The 26,004-nt window shown below is 56.0% G+C and carries 21 protein-coding genes; 4 read left to right on the top strand and 17 right to left on the bottom strand.

Going from position 1 to position 26,004, the window contains the following annotated elements; genetic code table 11:
* Positions 1 to 597 precede the first annotated feature (597 nt).
* The gene (gene mngB, locus GVO84_RS06315) at positions 598 to 3,228 is read right to left on the bottom strand and encodes a mannosylglycerate hydrolase (protein ID WP_159513668.1); all 2,631 of its coding nucleotides are present in this window, start codon (positions 3,226 to 3,228) and stop codon (positions 598 to 600) included.
* 23 nt (positions 3,229 to 3,251) lie between these two features.
* Positions 3,252 to 5,159 carry a PTS 2-O-a-mannosyl-D-glycerate transporter subunit IIABC gene (mngA, locus tag GVO84_RS06310; protein ID WP_159513667.1) on the bottom strand — a complete coding sequence of 636 codons (1,908 nt, stop codon included), beginning with the start codon at positions 5,157 to 5,159 and terminating at the stop codon, positions 3,252 to 3,254.
* Between the two features lie 170 nt (positions 5,160 to 5,329).
* On the opposite strand from mngA, the gene GVO84_RS06305 reads away from it, so the two are divergent.
* On the top strand, positions 5,330 to 6,046 hold the full coding sequence (locus GVO84_RS06305) for a GntR family transcriptional regulator (RefSeq protein ID WP_159513666.1): 717 nt from the start codon (positions 5,330 to 5,332) through the stop codon (positions 6,044 to 6,046).
* 82 nt (positions 6,047 to 6,128) lie between these two features.
* On the opposite strand, the gene sucD is transcribed toward GVO84_RS06305, so the two are convergent.
* The 8 genes from sucD to sdhC form a co-directional block, all read right to left on the bottom strand.
* Positions 6,129 to 6,998: a succinate--CoA ligase subunit alpha gene (gene sucD / locus GVO84_RS06300; protein WP_008501094.1), complete on the bottom strand. Its 870-nt coding sequence runs from the start codon at positions 6,996 to 6,998 to the stop codon at positions 6,129 to 6,131.
* Positions 6,998 to 8,164, bottom strand: a complete 1,167-nt coding sequence (sucC, locus tag GVO84_RS06295) for an ADP-forming succinate--CoA ligase subunit beta (RefSeq protein WP_047347067.1) — start codon at positions 8,162 to 8,164, stop codon at positions 6,998 to 7,000. Before sucC ends, sucD begins: the two co-directional genes overlap by 1 nt.
* Positions 8,165 to 8,281: 117 nt before the next feature.
* Positions 8,282 to 9,502, bottom strand: coding sequence for a 2-oxoglutarate dehydrogenase complex dihydrolipoyllysine-residue succinyltransferase (gene odhB / locus GVO84_RS06290; protein ID WP_008501093.1), 1,221 nt, complete (start codon positions 9,500 to 9,502; stop codon positions 8,282 to 8,284).
* 14 nt (positions 9,503 to 9,516) lie between these two features.
* Positions 9,517 to 12,324, bottom strand: a complete 2,808-nt coding sequence (sucA, locus tag GVO84_RS06285; RefSeq protein WP_121425437.1) for a 2-oxoglutarate dehydrogenase E1 component — start codon at positions 12,322 to 12,324, stop codon at positions 9,517 to 9,519.
* Between the two features lie 238 nt (positions 12,325 to 12,562).
* The gene (gene sdhB, locus GVO84_RS06280; RefSeq protein ID WP_048990046.1) at positions 12,563 to 13,279 is read right to left on the bottom strand and encodes a succinate dehydrogenase iron-sulfur subunit SdhB; all 717 of its coding nucleotides are present in this window, start codon (positions 13,277 to 13,279) and stop codon (positions 12,563 to 12,565) included.
* Positions 13,280 to 13,294: 15 nt separating this feature from the next.
* Positions 13,295 to 15,061 (bottom strand): succinate dehydrogenase flavoprotein subunit, encoded by a 1,767-nt coding sequence (sdhA, locus tag GVO84_RS06275; protein ID WP_014883036.1) that lies wholly within the window; start codon positions 15,059 to 15,061, stop codon positions 13,295 to 13,297.
* A complete protein-coding gene (gene sdhD, locus GVO84_RS06270; protein WP_008501088.1) occupies positions 15,061 to 15,408 on the bottom strand; it encodes a succinate dehydrogenase membrane anchor subunit in 348 nt (115 codons plus the stop codon). Before sdhD ends, sdhA begins: the two co-directional genes overlap by 1 nt.
* Positions 15,402 to 15,806 (bottom strand): succinate dehydrogenase cytochrome b556 subunit, encoded by a 405-nt coding sequence (gene sdhC / locus GVO84_RS06265; protein WP_020684965.1) that lies wholly within the window; start codon positions 15,804 to 15,806, stop codon positions 15,402 to 15,404. The genes sdhD and sdhC overlap by 7 nt, the downstream gene beginning before the upstream one ends.
* 639 nt (positions 15,807 to 16,445) lie before the next feature.
* Here sdhC and GVO84_RS06260 point away from each other — a divergent pair.
* Positions 16,446 to 17,729 carry a citrate synthase gene (locus tag GVO84_RS06260; protein WP_023334930.1) on the top strand — a complete coding sequence of 428 codons (1,284 nt, stop codon included), beginning with the start codon at positions 16,446 to 16,448 and terminating at the stop codon, positions 17,727 to 17,729.
* An 84-nt stretch (positions 17,730 to 17,813) separates the two neighbouring features.
* Here the strand turns inward: GVO84_RS06260 and nei are convergent, their stop codons facing one another.
* The 7 genes from nei to GVO84_RS06225 form a co-directional block, all read right to left on the bottom strand.
* Entirely contained in the window at positions 17,814 to 18,605 is a 792-nt protein-coding gene (nei, locus tag GVO84_RS06255) for an endonuclease VIII (protein WP_159513665.1), read from the bottom strand.
* An 18-nt stretch (positions 18,606 to 18,623) separates the two neighbouring features.
* Entirely contained in the window at positions 18,624 to 19,364 is a 741-nt protein-coding gene (gene pxpA, locus GVO84_RS06250; RefSeq protein ID WP_159513664.1) for a 5-oxoprolinase subunit PxpA, read from the bottom strand.
* Positions 19,351 to 20,283, bottom strand: a complete 933-nt coding sequence (pxpC, locus tag GVO84_RS06245) for a 5-oxoprolinase subunit PxpC (RefSeq protein ID WP_134349100.1) — start codon at positions 20,281 to 20,283, stop codon at positions 19,351 to 19,353. Before pxpC ends, pxpA begins: the two co-directional genes overlap by 14 nt.
* A complete protein-coding gene (pxpB, locus tag GVO84_RS06240; RefSeq protein WP_121425441.1) occupies positions 20,277 to 20,933 on the bottom strand; it encodes a 5-oxoprolinase subunit PxpB in 657 nt (218 codons plus the stop codon). The genes pxpC and pxpB overlap by 7 nt, the downstream gene beginning before the upstream one ends.
* 14 nt (positions 20,934 to 20,947) lie before the next feature.
* The gene (locus tag GVO84_RS06235; protein WP_121425655.1) at positions 20,948 to 21,691 is read right to left on the bottom strand and encodes a type 2 GTP cyclohydrolase I; all 744 of its coding nucleotides are present in this window, start codon (positions 21,689 to 21,691) and stop codon (positions 20,948 to 20,950) included.
* Positions 21,692 to 21,701: 10 nt separating this feature from the next.
* Positions 21,702 to 23,114 carry a deoxyribodipyrimidine photo-lyase gene (gene phrB, locus GVO84_RS06230; RefSeq protein ID WP_159513663.1) on the bottom strand — a complete coding sequence of 471 codons (1,413 nt, stop codon included), beginning with the start codon at positions 23,112 to 23,114 and terminating at the stop codon, positions 21,702 to 21,704.
* A 599-nt stretch (positions 23,115 to 23,713) separates the two neighbouring features.
* Positions 23,714 to 23,920, bottom strand: coding sequence for a YbfA family protein (locus GVO84_RS06225; RefSeq protein ID WP_014069366.1), 207 nt, complete (start codon positions 23,918 to 23,920; stop codon positions 23,714 to 23,716).
* A gap of 308 nt (positions 23,921 to 24,228) precedes the next feature.
* On the opposite strand from GVO84_RS06225, the gene kdpF reads away from it, so the two are divergent.
* Both kdpF and kdpA read left to right on the top strand, forming a co-directional pair.
* On the top strand, positions 24,229 to 24,318 hold the full coding sequence (gene kdpF / locus GVO84_RS06220) for a K(+)-transporting ATPase subunit F (RefSeq protein ID WP_014069365.1): 90 nt from the start codon (positions 24,229 to 24,231) through the stop codon (positions 24,316 to 24,318).
* Positions 24,318 to 25,997, top strand: coding sequence for a potassium-transporting ATPase subunit KdpA (gene kdpA, locus GVO84_RS06215; protein WP_159513662.1), 1,680 nt, complete (start codon positions 24,318 to 24,320; stop codon positions 25,995 to 25,997). The genes kdpF and kdpA overlap by 1 nt, the downstream gene beginning before the upstream one ends.
* The last annotated feature ends 7 nt before the right edge of the window (positions 25,998 to 26,004 follow it).

Below are 26,004 nucleotides of genomic sequence, written 5' to 3'. Positions count from 1 at the left end.
TTATTCGCATCCTTGTCGTCGTTATTACCCTGAAGAAGGATAAAAACGATGACGTGAGGTTACAAATACGTTAATAAAAAACTCAAATTGATCCCGCAAATATAATACGCTGCAAAACCCTTACAATAAACAGGTTTTTATTGAATCACATTTACGTTTTTCGACGGTGATCAATTTATAGCAAAATTACCACTTTTCGGCCATTTTGATCGGGGACAATTTAGCGCTTTTCAGCGTCTTTTTCCAAGGATTAAACTTTGATTTAAATCAAAAACAATCATTGATGTTAACCATGTTTAATCATGGTGAGAATGGTAAAAACCATGTTAATGATATGTGCATACAAACATGAGATTGGTTATCGAAGACGGGGAAGGATATAAACAGAAGTGATTTTAATTAACGCTAAAGAGAGCAACATTTCAGTGAAGGACAAACAATAAAGCGTAGTCGGGCCAGATTATTTTTCCATTGCATTTATGCAACCCTTCGAAATTACATTTAATTTACTTTTAATGCCTCATAAGTTAACACCGCTGTGTGACTATTTAATGAAAAAGGCTGCCCTGACTACAGCCTTTTTTCGTATCACGGTGCTCAGGCGATAAGAATGCTAAAGGTTCGCGACTGCCCCGGCCTGAATGCCCCGACAATGCCCTCTTCTTCACATCCATCCATTATCCGTTCGTTCATGTCCGTTTCGCGCCACCGTTTCACCGCCGGATTAATAGACGCCGTTGTATCACATGCGCTGGACGCCGAAGGGTTGAACAGGCGGAGAATGAGCTCATCACGATCTTCAGCCTTTTTGAGCGTACTGAGCACGCATCCCGTTGGCGAAAGCGCTAACAGACTGTAGCTTTCCGGCGCGGTAAACGACGCGCGATTCAGTTTCATCGCATCCCAGGGAATTTTGTTATAGCACTGCACCGGCGTTAACCACGATTTAGCCTGCTGTGCGACGCCCGCGTTTTCCGGCGTACCGCTGAAGCTGAAAAGGCTAAAGCGACAGGTTAACGGCCCGCGCACCTGAGAGTCAGGAACAGGCAGTTTGATCCCGGAAGGCCTGCCTGGACGCAACAGCAAATCTTCTTTCCCGAGCAGCCCCACGCCGCGCAGCAAGGTTAAGGCGAATGCTTTTTTGTCATCGCCCACCACTTCAAACTCGCGCAGTCCCTCGGTGAAGAGCGCCAGCCCGTTGCGCTTTTCCTGCAGGACGGCATAGTTGAGTAAATTCCAGACGGGAACCGGCGCTTCTTTCCAGCCCTCCACCTGCCAGGTCGCCATCGCCGCGTCCTGCACCGGGCGAGTGAGCGAGCCAAACTGCGTATCCGCTAACACGTCCTCTGTCATAAACGGCGTTGGGATCAGCACGCGAACGCGGTGGTCGTCAGCCTGATTATCCAGACGCACGGCCACATTAATACGCCTGCTGTTATGGCTAAGCGTGACGTCAAACTCCACGTTGAGCGAGCCGTTTCGCTGGCGCGCCGCGCGTTCGGCCAGATTTGCCGGAACGGCGATCCGATGGCGGATAGCCGCCCTGCTCTGCCAGCCTTCGTGCGTGACCTCAACCTCATGTTCACCCTGCGCTGAAGTGAGCCTCCACTCTTCCCGGGAAGGTGAATAGTCGTACTCATCGCCATCGTCCGAACTCTCTTCGATTTCCAGTACGCGGTCATAAATAAGCCCGGTTTCTTTGTCGCGCAGGCGCAGCGTGCCGTCATCGTTTAAATCAATCTGCCAGAAGGCATTTTCAAGTAAGGATTCGGTGTTTTTCACCGCCGGGAGCACCTTCCCGGCCACGTTCGGTTCGATATACAGCGTACGGTAGCCCATCGACGGCAGTATCTGGCTGAGCTGAATATCAAACTCCATAAACGGCTCGTAATTGCCATAATGGACAATCTGCCGGTCAATAAGGCCGGGGTCGAGTTCGCGCGCGCTGCGAATGAAATAGGGGATCTCGTTGCCTTTTTCATCCCGCAGTCTGAACTGGCTGGCCCGCAGCCGAATCGTGGTGTTCATCACCTCTTCGCGCGGCCAGGGCACCAGGTTGAACATCACCAGCTTATCGGCGTCGCTTTGCGGCATATTGTCGACAATCTTGCGCATATAGAAACGCACCAGGTTGTCCGCCATGTCCTCCGCCAGCTCAAAGCGGGAGACAATCTCGCGGTGCACCTTATCGCTACAGCAGCAGCCGATGCTGTCGTGAGCGTGGTTTTTGAGGATCTCTTTCCACATCTTCTCCAGCAGGCCGTGGTGGTAGTCGAAGCCCAGCGTCCAGGCAAGCGCCGCCAGCGGCTCGAGGATATTGACAATTTTGTTCTCAATACGCGCATGGGCGATTTTGATATCCATGCGCGTGGAGCCGATGGTCCGGTGGACGCGCATGTATTTCCCGTCGATAAACTCCCCTTTTAGCGTCGCCAGCCCATCGCGGTGCGCGTCGATATAATCAAACACCTCTTCGAACCGACTCATCACGAATTGACGCTGGGGATAGATTTCTCGAAGCTTATCCATCACCGCGAAAATGTTCTGCTGCAGCGGCATCTGGTCATGGCCGTTAGGAAGTAAAATCTCTTTGGTGACGGAGGCGTTTTCCAGGACCTCGAAGTAGCTGTCGAGCCGTTTTCGCAGCCCTGCTTCGTCCTCCGGTAAGTACTTACCAATCGCGTAGCCCAGCGGCAGCACCTGCGCCGTCACTTCACTGCCGTCCTGGCTCTGCCAGAGAAACTCGGTTTTGTCAGTCCCGTGTCGTTCAGAACAGCCGCGCCAGAACATCGTGCGGGTAATGCCAAACCCGTTATAGATATGCGGAAGCTGGCCGGACATACCAAACGAATCCGGCAGATAGCCGATCTTCATCGGCTCACCGAACGCCATGCAGTCGCGCATGCCGTACATCAGGTTGCGGACAATCGACTCGCCGCTGACAATCGTGGTATCGGTCTGGGTATACCAGGGGCCGATAATCAGCTTTCCGCGCTCTACAAGCGCTTTCACCCGCGAGCGGTTTTCAGGCACGACGGCAAAATAATCCTCCAGCACCGCCGTCTGTCCATCGAGGACATAATATTTATACTCGTCATCCTGCTCCAGACGGGTCAGGATCTCTTCCATATTATTGACCAGAAGAATACGCGACTCTTCGGTGGTGAAGTACCACTCACGGTCCCAGTGCATATGCGGCGTGATATGAACGCGAGATACAGCTTTCATCTTCGTTTCCTGTTTGTGCGTTGTTACGGTATGGCGTCTTCAGTGACGTAGTTGCCGTTTTTCACCGCCTGGCGTCGCCAGAGCAGCAGAATAAAGGTGGAGATAGCGGTCCCCATCAGCGCCGCGCCAAACCAGCCCGCCGCCGCAACCACACCGCTCAACCCGGCATCGTGAAGTAAAAAGAGAGAGAAAATACCGGCCCCCGGCGTGGACAACCCGATCCCCATCGCGCCGACAATCGCGCCAGTTACCATGGAGCCGAGCACAAATGAACCGATTACGCGAAGCGGATCTTCAATCGCCATCGGAATCGCCCCTTCGGTGATGCCCGCAAGGCCGAGCAGCCAGGTGGATTTACCGGTTTCAATTTCAAACGGTTTAAACAGTTTCGGTGCCAGCATCGTTGACGCCGTGACGGTGAAGGCCGACACCATTTTGACGGAGGCAAAGATGGCATAGGGGCCGTATACCCCGTTAGCCATCGCTCCCAGACAGAACGCGTAAGAAGCCTTGTTGACCGGGCCACCCAAATCGAATGAGCACATAAACCCGAGGATCGCCCCCAGAAGCAGCGCATTCGCGCCGGACAAACCGTTAAGCCAGGCGGTGAGCGTAGTATTAAGCCAGGCCACCGGCTCACCGACCACGAACAGCATCAGGCTGCCCGCACCCAGTACGCCAATAACCGGATAGAGATAAAAGGTTAAAAAGCCGTTGAAGCGGCTACTCAGGCGAATGTGATTTTTTACCCAGCGCATCAGGTAACCCGCGATCAGCCCGCCGACGATAGCGCCGAGAAAACCGGAGCCGATCATATTGGCCGCAAGACCGGCCGCAAAGCCCGGCGTCAGCGCGGGTTTATCCGCCAGCGAGTAAGCGGTATAGGCCGCAAGAACGGGGACCATTAAAATGCCGAGCATGCCGCCGCCAAGCTTGCGGTACATCCACAGCCATGAGTTTTCCTGGTCGAACAGGTGCTGCAGGCCGAGGATTTGCGCTAGCAGTACCGACACGGCCAGCACCGTCCCGCCGGCGACGATCAGCGGCACCGCAAAGGAGATACCGCTAAGGAGCGCCTGCTTGAGCTCAGTTTTAACGCTCTTTTTTTCTGCCTGTCCGGGCTGCGCTTCAGACGAAGACCGTAATGCCAGTGCACGCTCAATTAACGCTTCGGCATGGCGCAGCGGTTCCGCAACCGGTACCGAAAGTGTTGGAATGCCCTCGAATCGCTCGCTCTCTTTGATCGCCACTTCTGCCGCAAAGATGCACGCTTTGGCCTCCTGCAACTGCTGCGCGGTGATGCGCCCCTCAATGCCATTCGCCCCTTGCTTTTCGACCACAACGTTGATGCCCAGCTTACGTCCCGCTTTTTCCAGGTACTCAGCTGCCATATAGGTATGGGCAATTCCGGCCGGACAGGCGGTGACGCAGACAACCGTTGGCGCATTCACCAGGACGGTAACCTCTTCCTGCTGGGGCGCATCCTCCAGCGCAGCAAGTAGCCCCTCCGCCGTGGTTGCCGCCATCACGCGTGCCCGAAGGGCGTCATCCGCCAGGCGAGACGTCAGCTCTGTTAATATCTGAATATGCGTGGATCCTGCTTCGGCAGGTGGAATGGCAAGCAGGAAAATGAGTTCAACATTTTCCGGGCCGTCCACGCCCTCCCACTCCAGCGGTTTGCTCAATGTGGCCACCGCAAAAGCCGCTTCTTTCACTACGGTCGATTTACCATGCGGGACAGCCAGCCCTTCTCCCAGTGCGGTTGGCCCCTGCGATTCGCGACGGTAGACCTCCGCCAGAAACGCATCGCCATCGGTAATTTTGCCCAGCGCCACCAGCCGCATCGTAAGCTGGCGAATTGCCTCATCACGGCTGGCATAGTGAGCCTGCACGCAGACAGCGCTGGGATGGGTCAGAGTCGTCAGGTTCATAAGATCCTCACACGTAAGTTGTTATTGTCTGGCGGCAATTGTGGCAGGCAATACAATACATTTATGTGATCATTTTCACTAACAACGCAAATTTGTATTTAAATTGTATTATTTACAAATTTTACGCCGAAGGCATAATTCCGTGAAAAGGTATTAGAAAGGCAGATTCTATGGGTAACAAACCGATGTACCGGCAGATAGCCGATGCGCTTCGCGAGAAAATCAATGCGGGTGAGTTAAAACCCGGCGATGCGCTACCGACGGAATCCAGCCTTCAGGAGGCGTTCAACGTCAGCCGTGTAACGGTGAGACAGGCGCTGAAGCTGCTTACGGAAGAGCAGATCGTCGAGAGCATTCAGGGCAGCGGCACCTACGTAAAAGAAGAGCGTGTTAACTACGACATTTACCAGCTCACCGGCTTTTACGAAAAGCTGGCGGACCGGAACGTGGATACGCACAGCGACGTCAGCGTCTTCGAAGTGGTCAAAGCCGATGAGCGGCTCGCAGCAAGGCTGGCGATCAACCCGGACGATAAAGTCTGGCACGTCAAACGAGTCCGCTTTATCAAACAGAAACCGGTGAATCTGGAAGAAACGTGGATGCCGCTGGCGATGTTCCCCGACCTCACCTGGGAAGTGATGGAGAATTCGAAATACCACTACGTTGAGCGGATCAAAAAGCTGGTTATCGATCGCAGCGAGCAGGAGCTGGTGCCGATCATGCCGTCAGAAGAGGCGATTGCCGCGCTGTCGCTCGATCCGGCGAAGCCGATCCTGGAAAAAGTCTCCCGCGGGTTTCTGAAGGACGGACGGGTATTTGAATACAGCCGCAACGTGTTCAATACCGACGATTACAAGTTCACTCTCGTAGCCAAACGCAGGCAATAAAAAAGGCCGCTTTACAGCGGCCAACCATGTCGAAACGGACATTTTTATACTTCAACGCCCCCTTTCGGGGAGCAGAGAGGACTTACTTAATGATGGATTTCAGTGCTTCGCCGATATCCGCCAGGCTGCGAACGGTTTTCACGCCTGCGGCTTCCAGCGCTGCGAATTTCTCATCAGCCGTACCTTTACCACCGGCGATGATCGCGCCTGCATGACCCATACGCTTGCCTTTCGGCGCGGTCACACCAGCGATGTAACCCACAACCGGCTTGGTCACGTGTTCTTTGATGTAAGCAGCCGCTTCTTCTTCCGCGCTACCACCGATCTCACCGATCATCACGATCGCTTCGGTCTGTGGATCTTCCTGGAACAGCTTCAGGATGTCGATGAAGTTAGAGCCCGGGATCGGGTCACCGCCGATGCCCACGCAGGTGGACTGGCCGAAGCCGTAGTCGGTGGTCTGCTTAACCGCTTCATAGGTCAGGGTACCGGAACGGGACACGATGCCCACTTTGCCCGGCTTGTGAATGTGGCCCGGCATGATGCCGATTTTGCATTCGCCCGGAGTGATAACGCCTGGGCAGTTCGGGCCGATCATGCGCACGCCTGCTTCATCCAGCTTCACCTTCACGGTCAGCATATCCAGGGTCGGGATGCCTTCAGTGATGGTGATGATCAGCTTGATGCCTGCGTCGATCGCTTCCAGAATGGAGTCTTTGCAGAACGGAGCCGGAACGTAGATCACGGTCGCGGTTGCGCCCGTCGCTTCTACGGCTTCACGCACGGTGTTAAACACCGGCAGGCCCAGGTGCGTGGTGCCGCCTTTACCTGGCGTTACGCCGCCAACCATCTGCGTGCCGTAGGCAATCGCCTGTTCGGAGTGGAAAGTCCCCTGGCTACCGGTGAAGCCCTGGCAGATAACCTTGGTATCTTTATTGATTAAAACTGACATTATTTCCCCTCCACTGCGGCAACAACCTGCTGAGCTGCATCCGTCAGACTTTTCGCTGCAATAATATTCAGGCCGCTGTCAGCCAGTTTTTTCGCGCCGAGTTCAGCGTTGTTACCTTCCAGACGTACAACAACCGGAACGTTAACACCCACTTCTTCTACCGCACCGATGATACCGTCGGCGATCAGATCGCAACGGACGATGCCGCCGAAGATGTTCACCAGAACGGCCTTCACGTTGTCGTCAGAGAGGATGATTTTGAACGCTTCGGTTACGCGCTCTTTGGTTGCGCCACCGCCTACGTCGAGGAAGTTTGCTGGCTCACCGCCGTGCAGCTTAACGATGTCCATGGTGCCCATTGCCAGGCCCGCACCGTTAACCATACAGCCGATGTTGCCGTCCAGCGCCACGTAGTTGAGCTCCCACTGTGCAGCCTGCGCTTCACGCGGGTCTTCCTGAGACTGATCGCGCATTTCGCGCAGATCGGACTGGCGGAACAGCGCGTTGCCGTCAGCGCCCAGCTTGCCGTCGAGGCAGATCAGGTCGCCCTGGGTGGTGATCACCAGCGGGTTGATCTCGATCAGCGCCAGGTCGCGCTCCAGGAAGATGTTCGCCAGACCCATGAAGATCTTGGTGAACTGCTGAACCAGCTTGCCTTCCAGACCCAGTTTGAACGCCAGCTCGCGCCCCTGGTAAGGCATTGGGCCCGCCAGCGGATCGATTGCCACTTTGTGGATCAGGTGCGGGGTCTCTTCCGCCACTTTTTCGATTTCCACGCCGCCTTCGGTAGACGCCATGAACACCACGCGACGGGAGCTACGGTCAACAACCGCGCCCAGGTACAGTTCTTTCGCGATGTCGGTCGCCGCTTCAACCAAGATCTGGTTAACCGGCTGGCCGTTCGCATCTGTCTGGTACGTTACCAGACGCTTGCCGAGCCAATGTTCAGCAAACGCACGAATCTCTTCTTTGCTCTTAACAACCTTCACACCGCCCGCTTTACCACGGCCACCAGCGTGAACCTGACACTTAACTACCCACGGGCCAGCACCGATTTTAGATGCAGCTTCTTCTGCTTCACGCGGGGTAGTACAGGCATAACCCACCGGAGCCGGTAAGCCATACCGGGCAAACAGCTGTTTGGCCTGATATTCATGTAAGTTCATGTGTTCTATCCATCCTTCAGGGTAATCGTTATCTTCAAACCTGTAGACCGGCGCAGTCTGTGTGCCGGATGGCGCTACGCTTATCCGGCCTACAGGGCAGGTGATGCTAAATAGTCACTAGACGTCCAGCAGCAGACGCGTTGGATCTTCCAGCAGCTCTTTGATCGCTACCAGGAAGCCCACGGACTCGCGGCCGTCGATCAGGCGGTGGTCGTAAGAGAGCGCCAGGTACATCATTGGCAGGATCTCAACTTTACCGTCTACCGCCATCGGGCGATCTTTAATGGCATGCATACCCAGGATCGCGCTCTGCGGCGGGTTAATGATCGGGGTAGACATCAGCGAGCCGAATACGCCGCCGTTGGTAATGGTGAAGTTACCGCCGGTCAGATCGTCTACGGTCAGCTTGCCGTCGCGGCCTTTAACAGCCAGCTCTTTAATGTTTTTCTCGATGTCAGCCATACCCAGGGTATCTACATCACGCAGAACCGGCGTTACCAGGCCACGTGGGGTAGAAACCGCCATGCTGACGTCAAAATAGTTGTGGTAAACCACGTCATCGCCATCAATGGACGCGTTCACTTCCGGGTAGCGTTTCAGCGCTTCAACAACCGCTTTCACGTAGAAGGACATAAAGCCCAGACGGATACCGTGACGTTTTTCAAAGGCGTCACCGTACTGCTTACGCAGGTCCATGATTGGCTTCATGTTCACTTCGTTGAAGGTGGTCAGCATCGCGGTGGAGTTTTTCGCTTCCAGCAGACGCTCGGCCACGCGCTTGCGCAGGCGAGTCATCGGCACGCGTTTTTCGCTGCGGGCGCCCAGAGCAGGCTGTGCTGCCGGTGCCGCAGCAGGGGCTTTCGCTTCTGCCTGAGCAGGCGCTTTCGCCAGGTGCTTGTCGATGTCTTCGCGGGTCAGACGACCGCCCACACCGGTGCCTTTGATGGCTGCCGGGTCAAGGCTGTGCTCAGCCAACAGGCGACGGATCGCCGGGCTGAGGGCGTCGTTAGACTGTTCTTCCAGAGAAGCCTGCTGGCGCTGAGCCGGCGTAGAGGCTTTTTCTTCAGATTTCGCGCTGGACTCTTTGCCCGCGCTGTTGCCTTCACGCAGGCGACCCAGGATCTGACGAGAGGTGACGGTGGTACCTTCATCTTCCAGCACCGCGTCCAGAACGCCATCCGCCGAAGCCGGTACTTCCAGTACCACTTTGTCAGTTTCGATTTCTACCAGCACTTCATCGCGCTTAACGGCATCGCCTGGTTTTTTGTGCCAGGTAGCGACGGTCGCATCTGCTACGGATTCAGGCAGGTCGGGAACAAGAATATCTACGCTACTCATTTTGTATCCTTTAATTAATCGACGTTCAGCGCGTCATTGACCAGATCTTGTTGCTGCTTCTGGTGAACGGACATATACCCTACCGCCGGAGAGGCGGAGGCCGGGCGACCTGCATAGCGCAGGGCTGACCCAAATGGAATCACTTCACGGAAATGATGCTGGCTGCAGTACCATGCGCCCTGGTTAAGCGGCTCTTCCTGGCACCAGACAAAATCATGTACGTGAGCATATTGTTTCAGCACTTCCTGCATCGCCTGATGCGGGAACGGATAAAGCTGTTCGATACGCACGATGGCGACATCTTTCTGATCGTTCTTACGGCGCTGTTCCAGCAGGTCGTAATAAACCTTACCAGAACACATTACGACACGCTTCACGGCCTGCGGATCCAGCTCGTCAATTTCGCCGATGGCCGGCTGGAAGGTACCGTTCGCCAGTTCTTCCAGGCTGGACACCGCCAGCGGATGACGCAGCAGGGATTTCGGCGACATCACCACCAGCGGACGGCGCATACCGCGCAGCGCCTGACGACGCAGCATGTGGTACACCTGAGCCGGGGTGGACGGCACGCAGACCTGCATGTTCTGCTCGGCGCAGAGCTGCAGATAACGTTCCAGACGCGCGGAGGAGTGCTCCGGACCCTGGCCTTCATAACCGTGCGGCAGCAGCATTACCAGGCCACACATACGGCCCCATTTCTGCTCGCCGGAGGAGATGAACTGGTCGATAACCACCTGCGCACCGTTGGCGAAGTCACCGAACTGCGCTTCCCAGATGGTCAGGGTGCGTGGTTCAGCGGTGGCGTAACCGTATTCGAAAGCCAGCACCGCTTCTTCAGACAGCACGGAGTCCCAGACCTTGAACTGGCCCTGACCGTTGTGCACGTGCTGCAGCGGGGTGTAGGTTGAACCGTTGGACTGGTTGTGAACAACCGCGTGACGGTGGAAGAAGGTACCGCGGCCCGCATCTTCACCGGACAGACGAACAGGAATGCCTTCGTCAACCAGCGTTGCGTAGGCCAGCGTTTCCGCACCGCCCCAGTCGAACAGCTTCTCACCTGCCGCCATGGACTGACGGTCAGCGTAGATTTTCTGCACGCGAGACTGCATCTCGATAGCATCCGGTACGGTGCTGATGCGTTTAGCCAGCTCCTGCAGGCGCTTCATCTCAACCTTGTTCGGGTAGCTCTCATCCCACTCGTGGTTGAGGTACGGCGACCAGGTAAAGGAGTGCATGTTCATCGGGCGCAGCTCTTTCACCACGCATTCACCCGCATCCAGCGCGTCGCGGTAGAGGTTGACCATTTCGGTCGCATCTTCCAGCGTCGTCACTTTGTCGCTCTCCAGCTTGTCAGCATAGATTTTGCGCGGGGTCGGGTGTTTTTTGATTTTCTGATACATCAACGGCTGGGTTGCACTTGGCTCGTCCGCTTCGTTGTGGCCGTGACGGCGGTAGCAGAAGAGGTCAATGAACACATCGCGTTTAAAGGTATTACGGAAGTCGAGCGCCAGACGGGTGACGAAAGCAACGGCTTCCGGGTCATCCGCATTCACGTGGAAGATTGGCGCCTGCACCATCTTACCGATGTCGGTGCAGTACGGGGTAGAACGCGCATCAAGCGGGTTAGAGGTGGTAAAGCCCACCTGGTTGTTGATCACGATGCGAACGGTACCGCCCACTTCGTAACCACGCGCTTTCGACATGTTCAGGGTTTCCTGAACCACGCCCTGCCCTGTTACCGCCGCATCGCCGTGAATGGTGATTGGCAGAACTTTATTGCTGCTCGGCTCGTCCAGACGATCCAGACGCGCACGCACGGAACCGATAACCACCGGGCTAACGATTTCCAGGTGTGACGGGTTAAACGCCAGTGCCAGGTGAACCAGACCGCCTTCGGTTTCGATATCTGACGAGAAGCCCATGTGGTACTTCACGTCGCCGGTGCCGAGGTGTTCTTTATGTTTGCCCGCGAACTCGTCGAACAGGTCCTGCGGTTTTTTACCCAGCACGTTGACCAGCACGTTCAGACGACCGCGGTGCGCCATACCCAGTACCACTTCACGGGTGCCGCTCTTGCCTGCGTGACGAATCAGCTCTTTCAGCATCGGCACCAGCGCGTCGCCGCCTTCCAGCGAGAAGCGTTTTGCGCCTGGGAATTTCGCGCCCAGATAGCGCTCAAGCCCTTCCGCTGCAGTCAGTTCGTTCAGGAAGCGTTTTTTCTCGTCAGCCGAGAAGGTCGCGTGGCCCGCTACGGATTCGATGCGCTGCTGGATCCAGCGTTTCTCTTCGGTAGAGGTAATGTGCATGTATTCCGCGCCGATGGAGCCGCAGTAGGTTTGCTTGAGCGCGTCAATCAGATCGCCCAGCTTCATCGTGTCTTTGCCGATGGCAAAGGAACCTACGTTAAAGCTTTCCTGGAAATCGGCCTCGGTCAGATCGTGATACGCCGGATCGAGATCGGCCACACGGTCTTGTTTCCACAGTCCCAGCGGATCGAGATTCGCATGCTGGTGACCGCGGAAGCGATAAGCGTTGATAAGCTGCAGGACTTTAACCTGCTTCGCATTGGTGTCAGGGTCGGAAATCGCAGAAGAGTAACGTGAGGCATCCTTCGCCAGACGACGGAAATAATCACGTGTTTTGGAATGGAATTGATCCGGTTTGACCCCTGTGCCAGGCAACTGCTGGAACATGGAACGCCAGTTTGCGTCCACTGAGTCAGGATCGGTTAAGAAGTCTTCATAGAGCTGTTCAATCCAGCTCTGGTTCGCACCAGAAAGGAAAGAAGAGTCCAGCCAGGCTTTCATTGCGCCGTTCTGCATCGTGATCCCTTAAGCATTTTTATGCTTACTTTCGCCGTAGAAACTACCACGCACACCACGTGTACGTGCCGGGGTTCACCTGCGAGCTCTTTTCATTTGGCCCGCGAAGGAACCTTTAGAAACTGTCTAGACTTCAGGGCAGTTTTTAAAGGTTTCTGCAATTTGCCCGGCGGCGCTACGCTTACCGAGCCTACTGTTACGTAGGCCAGATAAGCGCAGCGCCATCCGGCGTTTTTACTTACGCACTGCGCTGCAGCAGCATCGACTTAATATGGCCGATGGCACGCGTCGGGTTCAGCCCCTTAGGACACACACTGACGCAGTTCATGATGCTATGGCAGCGGAATACGCTGAAAGCGTCACTCAGTCCTTCCAGACGGCTGTCGGTTTCGGTGTCGCGGCTATCGATCAGGAAGCGATAGGCAGCCAGCAGACCGGCCGGGCCGATAAACTTGTCCGGGTTCCACCAGAACGACGGGCAAGACGTTGAACAGCATGCGCAGAGAATACACTCGTACAACCCATCGAGTTTTTCACGCTGCTCAGGAGACTGTAAGTGCTCGCGAGCAGGTGGATTTTGCCCATTATTCAATAAGTAAGGCTTAATCTTCTCATATTGTGCATAGAATTGCCCCATGTCTACCACCAAATCACGCACGACCGGCAGGCCTGGCAGAGGACGGATAACAATTTTCTGACCAAGACGCTGCAGCGCTGAAATTGGCGTGATGCAGGCCAGGCCATTTTTGCCGTTCATGTTCACCCCGTCAGAGCCACAAACCCCTTCACGGCAGGAGCGGCGGAACGACAGCGTTGGATCCTTTTCTTTCAGCTGGATTAAGGCATCCAGCAGCATCATGTCGCGACCTTCTTCCGCTTCCAGGGTGTAGTCCTGCATACGCGGAGCGTCATCAACATCCGGGTTATAACGATAAACTGAGAATTCGAGTTTCATTATCCTGTCTCCGCATTAGTAAGTACGAATCTTCGGCGGGAACGCCGGACGCAGTTTCGGTTCCATATTGACGCTACGACGCGTCATGGATTCCGACTCTGGCAGATACAGGGAATGGCACAGCCAGTTTTCGTCATCACGATCCGGGAAGTCGAAGCGGCTATGCGCGCCACGGCTTTCGGTACGGAAGTTTGCCGACATTGCCGTCGCGAACGCGGTTTCCATCAGGTTATCCAGCTCCAGGCACTCAACGCGCTGGGTGTTGAACTCGCTGGAGGTGTCGTCCAGACGGGCATTTTTCAGACGCTCGCGGATCGCTTTCAGCTGCTCAAGACCTTTGGCCATCGCGTCGCCTTCACGGAATACCGAGAAGTTGTGCTGCATGCACTCCTGCAGCGCTTTACGGATTTCCACCGGATCTTCGCCGTTACGGTTACCGTTCCAGCGGTTGAGGCGCTCAAGAGAGGCATCAATTTCGTCGTCGGTCGCATCACGCAGCGCGCCCTGCTCGGCAATGGATTCCTGCAGATGCAGACCTACAGCACGACCAAACACCACCAGGTCCAGCAGGGAGTTGCCGCCCAGACGGTTTGCACCGTGTACGGATACGCAGGCAATTTCGCCTACCGCAAACAGGCCCGGGATGACCACGTCTTCGCCCTGCTCGTTCACGGTCAGCGCCTGACCGGTCACTTTGGTCGGAATACCGCCCATCATGTAGTGGCAGGTTGGGATAACCGGAATCGGCTCTTTTACCGGGTCGACGTGTGCGAAGGTGCGGGACAGTTCCAGGATGCCCGGCAGACGGGATTCCAGAACCTCTTTACCCAGATGGTCGAGCTTCAGCTTCGCGTGTGGACCCCATGGGCCGTCACAGCCGCGGCCTTCACGGATTTCGATCATGATGGAACGCGCCACCACGTCACGACCCGCCAGGTCTTTCGCATTCGGGGCATAACGCTCCATGAAGCGCTCGCCGTGTTTGTTCAGCAGGTAACCACCTTCACCACGGCAGCCTTCCGTCACCAGAACGCCCGCGCCGGCGATACCGGTTGGGTGGAACTGCCACATTTCCATATCCTGCACCGGCACGCCCGCGCGGATAGCCATACCGACGCCATCACCGGTGTTGATGTGGGCGTTCGTGGTGGACTGATAGATACGGCCTGCACCGCCGGTAGCCAGCACGGTAGCGCGGGCTTTGAAATAAACCACTTCACCGGTTTCGATGCACAGCGCGGTACAGCCGACGACTGCGCCATCGGCGTTTTTCACCAGATCCAGCGCATACCACTCGGAGAAGATGGTGGTGTGGTTTTTCAGGTTCTGCTGGTACAGGGTGTGCAGCAGCGCGTGACCGGTACGGTCAGCCGCCGCCGCGGTGCGTGCCGCCTGCTCGCCGCCGAAGTTTTTCGACTGGCCGCCAAACGGACGCTGATAGATAGTGCCATTTTCCAGACGGGAGAACGGCAGACCCATATGGTCCAGCTCCAGAATCGCTTCCGGGCCGGTTTTACACATATATTCGATGGCATCCTGGTCGCCGATGTAGTCGGAACCTTTTACCGTGTCATACATGTGCCATTCCCAGTTGTCTTCATGGGAGTTACCCAGCGCAACGGTGATACCGCCCTGCGCAGACACAGTGTGAGAACGGGTCGGGAAAACTTTAGAGAGCAGCGCACAGGTCTGGCCGCTCTGGGAAATTTGCAGTGCGGCACGCATACCTGCGCCACCGGCACCAATCACAACAGCATCAAATTCTCTGACTGGCAGTTTCATTACACACCCCACACCACAACGAATCCATAAATAACGTAAACCACCAGTGCAACAACAATGGCCAGCTGCAGCGGGAGGCGAATCGCCAGCGGTTTAACGTAATCGGTCAACACCTGCCACATGCCAATCCAGGCATGAATAAGGATGGAGAACAGAGCCAGCAGGGTGAACACTTTGGTGAAGGCGGAGCCGAAGAACCCACTCCAGATTTCCCACGTCAGCGTGCCGCTGGTCGCGAAGAAACCGATCATATAGATGATGTAAAGCGTGAGAACGATGGCGGTAGCACGGACCAGGATGAAGTCATGTACGCCGTTGCGTCCTAATGCGGAGGCGTTGCTTACCATACGAGAACTCCTGCGAGAAGTGAAAGCACGACTGTAATCACAAATGAAATGTTAGCGGAGCGTTTCCCGGCTTCGAAAGTCTCTTCCAGGTAGCCAAAATCCATCAGCATATGGCGGACACCCACGACGACGTGGTACGCCAGCGCGGTCAGAATGCCCCACATGATGAATTTCACGAAGAAGCTGTTCATGATGGCAGAGGCCTGGAGGAATCCTTCAGGAGAAGAGAGGCTGGTCCCCAGCAACCACAGCAGAATACCGACCGCCACAAACGTAATCACACCGGACACACGGTGCAGAATGGACGCTATTGCTGTTACAGGGAACCGGATCGTTTTGAGATCCAGATTGACAGGTCTTTGTTTTTTCACATTTCTTATCATGAATAACGCCCACATGCTGTTCTTATTGTTTCCTTCCTCCGGACTGCGATGCGGGTCAAGCAGCGTTCCTTTTCTATAACTGCGCGTCATGCAAAACATTGCTTCCAGATGCTAAAACGACACGTTACAACGCTGGGTGGCTCGGGATTGCAGGGTGTTCCGGAGACCTGGCGGCAGTATAGGCCGTTCACAAAATCATTACAATTAACCTACATACAGTTTGTCGGGTTTTCTCTGGAACAGTGATCAGGGTCACGATAACAACATCTTTTTAATTTTTAATCATCTGATTTGACAAATGTTAAACAATATTGTTACAAACGTCATCAGAAAAGGCATATAATGCGCAAAAGTTATGAGGTCTGACTTTCACCTGACAAATAGTTATGTAACAGTGTGATGGTATTGACCGAAGTTATCAGGACAGTTATTAGTGATATACAGGTTTGAATAATTCGGACTGCAAAAACGCTGATTTGCTGTTGTTTCACTGATATTTCATTCGTTTACCTGCAAGGCGCCATAGCTCTGTACCCTGGTTTGTCCTCGTGAGCTGAGCGGTAAGCCAAATAACAATCTGGTAACGGTGATTTACAGCTGAAAGCAAATCCGGTGAAGCGCAGTCTTAAGCATAAGGCGCTAAGGAGACCGTAAATGGCTGATACAAAGGCAACGCTCACCCTAAATGGTGACACTGCTATTGAACTGGATGTGCTAAAAGGCACGCTCGGTCAGGATGTTATTGATATCCGTACGCTGGGTTCTAAAGGTGTGTTCACCTTTGACCCTGGATTTACCTCTACCGCATCTTGCGAATCCAAAATCACCTACATTGACGGTGACGAAGGTATCCTGCTCCATCGCGGCTTCCCCATCGATCAGTTAGCCACCGAATCCAACTATCTGGAAGTGTGCTACATCCTGCTGAACGGCGAAAAACCGACGCAGGCACAGTACGATGAATTCAAAACCACCGTGACCCGTCACACCATGATCCATGAGCAGATTACCCGTCTGTTCCATGCGTTCCGTCGTGACTCTCACCCAATGGCGGTGATGTGCGGGATTACCGGTGCGCTGGCGGCGTTCTACCACGACTCCCTTGACGTGAATAACCCGCGTCACCGTGATATCGCGGCGTTCCGCCTGCTGTCCAAAATGCCTACCATGGCGGCGATGTGCTACAAATACTCTATCGGCCAGCCGTTTGTGTATCCGCGCAACGACCTCTCCTACGCGGGTAACTTCCTGCGCATGATGTTCTCCACGCCGTGCGAAGAGTACGAAGTGAACCCGGTGCTGGAACGCGCGATGGACCGTATTCTGATCCTGCACGCTGACCACGAACAGAACGCCTCTACCTCTACCGTCCGTACCGCGGGCTCTTCAGGCGCGAACCCGTTCGCCTGTATCGCTGCGGGCATCGCCTCCCTGTGGGGACCGGCGCACGGCGGCGCGAACGAAGCGGCACTGAAGATGCTGGAAGAGATCAGCACCGTTGAGCACATTCCTGAGTTCGTGCGTCGCGCGAAAGACAAGAATGACTCCTTCCGCCTGATGGGCTTCGGTCACCGTGTTTACAAAAACTACGACCCGCGCGCCACCGTCATGCGTGAGACCTGCCACGAAGTGCTGAAAGAGCTGGGTACCAAAGATGACCTGCTGGAAGTGGCGATGGAGCTGGAACACATCGCGCTGAACGACCCGTACTTCATCGAGAAGAAACTCTACCCGAACGTCGATTTCTACTCTGGCATTATTCTGAAAGCGATGGGTATTCCGTCTTCCATGTTCACCGTAATCTTCGCCATGGCCCGTACCGTAGGCTGGATTGCGCACTGGAACGAAATGCACAGCGAAGGCATGAAAATCGCCCGTCCTCGTCAGCTGTATACCGGCTACGAGCAGCGTGATTTTAAGTCTGATATTAAGCGCTAATAAACACGCCCGGCGGCGCTTCGCTTGCCGGGCCTACAAGTGCGAAATGTAGGCCGGGTAAGGCGTAGCCGCCACCCGGCTTTTTTATTTCTGACAGTGCGGGCACCAGTAAAACGGTCTTGAAGAGAGCATAATCCTGTCGATAATCCCGCCGCACCGCTCGCACTTTTTCCCCGCCCGATGAAACACCTTGAACCGGAACAGCGCCCCGTGATACCTATTCTCATCCACCACGCCGCGCGTGTTGTAGGACAGCCGCGGAATATCCAGCAGGGCGTGGGATAGCGCCTCCAGCTGTTCATCATTCAGCTGAGACGCTTTGTGCTGTGCCGCCAGTCCGACTTCCCACAGAATTTCTACCCTCAGGTAGTTACCCAGCCCGGCCAGAAAAGCCTGGTCGAGGAACAGACCGGAAAACTGTCGGTTACGGAATTTAGGTGATAACAGCCGGGCCTTCACGTCGCTCGCCGTCAGGCGCATGTCCAGCACGTCCGGCCCGACCCGCTGCAGAAACGGGTGCGTCAGCAGCTGCTCTGGCGTTAACATTTCGATATCCGACGCGCTATAGAGCAGGATCGCCTTATCCGCCGTTTGCAGCCTGACGCGCAGCACGCGGGTGGTTTGCGGCTCCTCGTCCGCCTCCACCACCCGCCAGACGCCGTAGAGCTGGTTATGGCTATATAACGTCAGGTTATGGGAAAAGTGCGTGAGCAAGGCCTTGCCGCGCGTTTCAATATGGGTCACCGTCTGCCCCACCAGCTGTGATTCAAACGGTTTTAGCTGCGGAAAAGCAAACCAGACATCCGTCAGCGGTTTGCCCTTTATCGCCGCCTCCAGGCTATCCGCCGCGCGGCGGATCTCCGGACCTTCTGGCATGTTATTGTCCTTTCATGATTATTCTGCGCTGACCAGAATGCCCTCTTCAGAGAACGCTGCGCGCAAGCGGCGCGCGAACTGAAGCGCATGCTCGCCGTCGCCGTGTAAACACACCGTATCGGCCTGCACGTTTGCCAATGTTCCGTCCACGGCGGTCACCCGCCCGGCGCGCACCATCTCCAGCGTCTGCGCCAGCGCTTTAGCTTCGTCGGTAATCAGCGCCCCGGCCTGCGTACGTGGAACCAGGCTGCCGTCCGGCAGGTATCCCCGATCGGCAAACACTTCCTGACGGGTGGTCAGGCCCAGCCGCTGTCCGGCGCGAATAAGCTCGCTGCCCGCAAGGCCTACCAGAATCAGCTGCGGATTACAGTCCCGCACCGCGCGGGCAATCGCCTCCGCCAGCGCCGGATCTTTCGCCGCCTGGTTATAGAGCATGCCGTGCGGCTTCACGTGGCGCATCACGCCCTTCTCGGCGCGCACCATCGCCTCCAGCGCGCCGATCTGGTAGAGCACCTGAGCGTAGACCGTCTCCGGCGGCAGTTCCATCGCCGTGCGGCCAAAGTTTTCCCGGTCGGGGAAGCTCGGATGAGCGCCTATCGCGACGCCATTTCTAATGGCATTACGCACGCTCTCCAGCATGGTTTGCGCATCGCCCGCGTGAAAGCCACAGGCGATGTTGACCGAGGTGACCAGCGTCATCAGCGCCGCATCGGCGCTGCTGCCCTCCCCCAGATCGGCATTCAGATCAATCTTTACCATCAAGCCTCCACGCCAGCTGCTCCAGATAACGCTGCTGATCCTGCCGCGCCTTAAGCGCCTCCTCCAGCGAACACTGCACGAAGTGAATCGGCTGGCCGAGGGGAATTTGCGCTAGATGGTAGCGATCGGCTTCAATGATGCAGGCAATGCGCGGATAGCCGCCCGTTGTCTGCGCGTCGTTCATTAACACGATGGGTTGACCGTTGCCCGGCACCTGAATAACCCCCGGCAATAAACCGTGGGAGAGCAGTTCCCGGTCCGTCGTGCGGGTCAGCGGCTGTCCCTGCAGGCGGTAGCCCATGCGGTTACTCTGCGGGCTGAGCTTCCACGGCGAGCGCCAGAAGGACTCTTTAGACGCCTCGTCAAACTCATGATATTCCGGCCCCGGTAAGGCGCGGATCTGGTTTCCCCACAGCAGCTGTTTTACGCCCTGCGTGGTGGAGAAATGGCGCGCGGAGGGCTTGATTGCCAGCCGATCGCCGTCGCGCAGCAGACGCCCTTCGTGACCGCCGATCCCGGCTTTCTGATCGGTACTGGACGAGCCCAGCACTTCCGGCACGTCGATGCCGCCCGCCACCGCGAGATAGCTACGCACACCGTGCAAAGGACGCTTTAAGGTCAGACGCTGTCCGGCTTTGGCCCGCAGCCGCCACCCGGTCCACACCGCTTTGCCATCCAGCGTCGCGTCACACCCTGCGCCGGTTAAGGCAAACCAGGTCTCCTGACTAAACTCAATGACGCACTGGCCGAGCGTAATTTCGAGCGCGGCCGTATTGCCGGGGTTGCCCACCAGCACGTTAGCAATCTCCAGCGCAGGCCTGTCCAGCGCGCCACAATAGCTCACGCCAGACTGGCGCATACCAAAGCGGCCCGCATCCTGTACGGAGGTATAAAGCCCGGCGCGAATAAGCGTTAACATACCCCCTCCTTCTGCGGGATAAAGCGAAGGGTATCGCCGGGACGCAGGAGTATCGGCGTCTCCAGCCCCGGGTCAAATAACGGTGTCGCGGTATGCCCAATAAGCTGCCAGCCGCCAGGCGATGTCAGCGGATAAACGCCGGTCTGCTCGCCGCCGATAGCCACCGTCCCCGCGGGTACGCTCAGGCGCGGTTCGGCACGGCGTGGCGTATGCAGCTGAGGGGATAATCCCCCCAGATACGGAAATCCGGGCTGAAACCCCAGGAACCAGACCACGTAGTCCACCGAGCTGTGCAGCTCAACAACCTGCTTTTCAGTTAATCCGCAGTGGTCTGCCACCACGCTAAGATCCGGCCCACCCGTACCGCCATAAACGACCGGGATCTCAATGGCACGCGATTCCGGCTCCAGCGCCTCACTCTCTTCCCACCAGCGCTGCAAACGTTCGATGGCATCCAGCGCCAGCGTATGCGGGCTACGCAGCACCACGGTGATGTTATTCATCCCCGGAATGGCCTCAACCACTTCCGGTAGTTCGACCAGACGCTGTGTTAGCCGCCAGATTCGCTTTTGCGTGGCAAGGGTCACCGGCGGCTCGAGCTCCAGAACCACTGCCGTTTCTCCCAGAAGATAACAACGCGCTCGCTGCACTCAGGCACCTCTCATCAGGCCGGATTAGGGATATCAATAAAGGTCACATCCAGGTCGGTATTTTCCGTCAGCCACTCGCTGAGGGCGCGAATGCCGCCGCGCTCGGTGGCATGATGGCCTGCCGCGTAAAAATGCAGTCCCTGTTCACGCGCAGAATGGATGGTCTGCTCGGAAACCTCGCCGGTGATAAAAGCATCGACGCCAAAACGCGCGGCGCTGTCGATAAAGCCCTGACCGCCCCCGGTACACCAGGCAACACGCTTCACCGTATCCGGACCGGTATCACCGCTCCACAGCGGGCGACGCCCCAGGCGCGCTTCAATCCACGAGGCCAGCTCCAGCCCCGGAACCGGCATCGACAGTTCGCCCCACGGCACCAGCGGCTCAATTTCGCCCATCACGGTAATGCCCAGTAGCTGCGCCAGCTGGACGTTGTTGCCGAGCTCCGGGTGCGCATCCAGCGGCAGGTGGTAACCGTACAGGTTGATGTCATTTGCCAGCAGCGTTTTCAGGCGGTTGCGCTTCATCCCGCGAATAATCGGCGATTCGTTTTTCCAGAAGTAACCGTGATGGACGATCACCGCGTCAGCGTCCTGACGAACAGCCTCGTCCAGCAGCGCCTGGCTTGCCGTCACGCCGGTAATAATTTTTTGCACCGTCTCGCGCCCCTCAACCTGGAGCCCGTTCGGGCCGTAATCGCTGAAGGACGTGCTGTTCAGTTTTTCGTTAATCAGGCTTTCCAGTTCGCTGTTTTTCATCATCACTCTCTTATGCTTTGCGGGCAGCTTCGTACGCCGCCAGCGTGGCGACACGCGCCTGTTTATGGTCGACAACCGGACGAGGGTAATCCAGCTTTACACGCTGTTTATCCGCCCACGCCCACGGTTCGTGGATCGCTTTAGCAGGTATACCGTTAAGCTCAGGCACCCAGCGGCGGATAAACTCGCCGTCCGCATCAAATTTTTGTCCCTGAGTGGTCGGATTAAAAATCCGGAAATAGGGCGCGGCATCGGTGCCGGTAGAGGCCGCCCACTGCCAGCCGCCGTTATTCGCCGCGAGATCGCCATCGATCAGCTGAGAGATAAAATAGCGCTCTCCGATACGCCAGTCGATAAGCAGATCCTTCACCAGAAAGCTGGCGGTAATCATCCGCAGACGGTTGTGCATCCACCCCGTCTCATTAAGCTGACGCATGGCGGCATCGACTATCGGGTAACCCGTCTGCCCTGTTTGCCAGGCTTTCAGCAGCCGATCGTTCAGTTGCCACTTTACATTATCGGTCCAGCCAATGAAGGGACGATGCTTACATAAATCAGGGTGATACGTCATAAGATGGCGGTAGAACTCGCGCCAGATCAGTTCATTCAGCCAGACGGACCCTGCGCCCCCCTCCAGCGCCTGCTGCTGCTCCGCCAGCAGGCGATGTAAACACTGCCGAGGAGAGATCGCGCCCAGCGCCAGACAGGCCGACAGGCGGCTGGTGCCCTCGATGGCGGGAAAATCCCGACGCGCGTCGTACCAGGCCGCGTCCTGTTTGCAGAACTGGCGCAGTTGGGCGATAGCCGCTTTCTCGTCGGCGGGGAACAGCGCTTCATCAAACGGCTGCTGAGGGTAATCAAACGTCAGTTCAGGGAGGTCCTTTATGGCTTCACCTCGCACGGCAGGCGCGGCAACGCACTCCGGCAGCGCCTCTTTCAGACGCTTGATAAAGGCATTTTTGAACGGCGTAAAAACTTTATACATCTCGTGGCTGCCGGTCATCACGCTGCCCGGTGCCAGCATCACGCTGTCATCAAACCCTTCGCAGACCACCCCTTCCAGCAACTTCTCCAGCTGACGGTCGCGCTGCTGCTCGTTGAATTCGTACTGATAGTTGTAAAAAAGACGCGTGACGTTGTGCTGCTTACAGATCTCCTGCACCGTCTGCAACTGTGCGGCAAAATCACTCACCTCTTTATAGAGAAGCGGTATGCCTTTTCCGGCGAGCGAGTGCTGCAGGTCGGTCAGATAAGCACGGAGCAAGGCCGCCTGGCGGGGAGCCATATCGTGCTGCCGCCACTGCTCGGGCGTGGCGATAAACAGAGCCAGTACGTTAGCGTCGTTGTCGCGACAGGCCGCCGCGAGTGCGATGTTGTCATGTACGCGCAGATCCGCGCGAAACCAAACCAGATGGGTGGGCATAAAACTCCAGGCTATTGTCCATTATGTCCATAAGGGCATGCCGTAAAAGGAAAAAGCATGCATTGAACTACTTTGCCATGAAGTGTAGACGGGATGAAATAAAAAAGGCCGCCCGAGGCGGCCTTAACGCTACTTGTCCTGCGCTATCGTGGTTAAAGCGACAAACACATTCGGTTCATCGCTCTTTACAACGAGCACGCTGGCGACAATGAACGCAATACATAAATAGCGTTTCATTATGCGGTCCCTGCAGCTAACCGCTCCACCGTTCTCCACCGGTGATAAGTCGGTGGACACAAGCCCTGACGAGAGCCTGACTTACGGTTGTGGTGACGCCTTTCCCGGGACCGGTGCCCATGTGCGAGATGGCGGAAAGGGACGCTGCATAGTAGTTGGCCCTCGCGTAAAAGGTAATCCACTGAAATGATTTTTAAGAATCTATTTAGGGATTTGCCGTTTGATTACTTAAGGACCCGAGATATTCTTGTAAGTCTCTGACGAGGGCTTGAAGACCACCCAACGGACCGCGAATCCTGAGGGACAAAAAACCGCCAACAGCAATGTGGCGGTTTTTTTTATTGCTATGTGTAGTCTTCGTATCAGTAGAAATCGCAGGTCGCTTTCTCGGCCTGATCCATCCACACCGGCTTCTCGCTGGTTTTCGCCCAGACGCGGTGCAGATAGCTGTAAAAACGTGCACGATCTTTCCAGAACAGCATCACCGGCAGCGCCAGCACACCAGCCACTACGGCGAAAGTGCGACGCATGAACACGATATGAGCCGGATACTCTTTATAAAGATCCATATTTTCTCCCCTATAGTTGGCCGGAAACGTCATCCGGAAAATTCAAAATCTGTGACCTGGCTAAAATAATATCGCTTTGTTTGTAATTTTACTACTCATCCGACCACTTATTTTTATCCATTTAGTGAATATTTACATTCACGCCGTAATTAAGTTACAAAAAAGTTAACGATTTACTTATCAATAGTTAAATTGTGGACTTTGCCATTTTTATACTTTTTTTACACCCGCCCTCCCCATTTTTGCGAAATCTTTGCGCCGGAAATCCTACCGTTAGTACAACAACGAAAGTCACCTGGAGGTGGATTGTGAGTGCAGGTCTTATTGCCGGCATCGTGCTGGTGTTCCTGTTATTGGGTTATCTGGTCTATGCCCTGATTAATGCGGAGGCCTTCTGATGGCTGCTCAGGCGTTTCTGCTTATTGCCAGCTTCTTAGTGGTACTGTTCGTTCTGGCAAGACCACTGGGAACAGGACTGGCACGATTGATCAACAACGTCCCCCTGCCCGGCACGGGAAGCGTTGAAAAAGGGATCTGGCGCGTACTGGGAATAGACGATCGGGAGATGAACTGGCGTGAATATCTGATCGCCATTCTGCTGCTGAATATCGTTGGGCTCGTTGCGCTTTTTGCCATGCTGATGTTACAGGGCATCCTGCCGCTGAATCCGCAACAGTTACCGGGCCTGTCCTGGCATCTTGCACTGAACACGGCGGTCAGTTTTGTCTCCAACACTAACTGGCAGTCCTATTCCGGCGAAACCACGCTCAGCTACTTCAGCCAGATGGTCGGGTTAACCGTGCAGAACTTCCTCTCTGCCGCGAGCGGTATAGCGGTGATCTTCGCGCTGACGCGTGCGTTTGCGCGCCAGAAGGTGAGCACGCTCGGTAACGCGTGGGTGGATCTGACGCGCATTACCCTGTGGATCCTGCTGCCGATTGCGCTGCTGATCGCACTGTTCTTTATTCAGCAGGGCACACTGCAAAACCTGATGCCTTACGCGCCTTATACCTCGCTGGAAGGCGCAAAACAGCTCCTGCCGATGGGGCCAGTGGCGTCACAGGAAGCCATAAAAATGCTCGGGACGAACGGGGGTGGCTTCTTCAACGCCAACTCGTCGCATCCGTTTGAAAACCCTACCGCGTTGACCAATTTTGTGCAGATGCTGGCCATTTTCCTGATCCCCGCCGCGCTCTGCTTTGCCTTTGGCGACGTGGTCAACGATCGCCGTCAGGGCCGCACCCTGCTCTGGACGATGTCGCTTATCTTCGTGGTCTGCGCTGCGCTGGTGATGTGGGCCGAGTGGCAGGGTAATCCGCACTTCCTCTCGCTGGGTGCCGATAGCGCAATCAACATGGAAGGTAAAGAGAGCCGCTTTGGCATTCTCGCCAGCAGCCTCTATGCGGTGGTCACCACGGCGGCCTCGTGCGGGGCGGTTAACGCCATGCACGATTCCTTTACGGCGCTGGGTGGCATGATCCCGATGTGGTTGATGCAGATTGGCGAAGTGGTGTTTGGCGGTGTGGGCTCGGGTCTGTACGGCATGCTGCTGTTCGTACTGCTGGCGGTATTTATTGCCGGTTTGATGATTGGCCGCACCCCGGAATACCTCGGTAAAAAAATCGACGTGCGCGAGATGAAATTAACCGCGCTGGCGATTCTGGTCACCCCGGCGCTTGTGCTGCTCGGCACCGCGCTGGCCCTGATGACCGAGGCCGGACGCAGCGGCATCTTTAACCCCGGCATTCACGGTTTTAGTGAAGTGCTGTATGCCGTCTCCTCTGCCGCTAACAACAACGGCAGCGCCTTTGCAGGCTTAAGCGCCAACTCACCGTTCTGGAACTGCCTGCTGGCGTTCTGCATGTTTGTGGGTCGCTTCGGGATCATTGTGCCGGTTATGGCGATTGCCGGATCGCTGGTGAATAAAAAAATTCAACCGACCACCACCGGGACATTACCGACCCACGGCGCGCTATTTATCGGCCTGCTGACGGGCACCGTGTTACTGGTCGGCGCCCTGACCTTTATCCCCGCCCTCGCGTTAGGCCCGGTCGCGGAATACCTCTCTTTACGCTGATTTGCGG

It is taken from the genome of Enterobacter sp. SM3, assembly GCF_009811935.2.
Lineage (GTDB): Bacteria > Pseudomonadota > Gammaproteobacteria > Enterobacterales > Enterobacteriaceae > Enterobacter > Enterobacter asburiae_D.
This window is presented reverse-complemented; position numbering and strand designations above follow the sequence as displayed.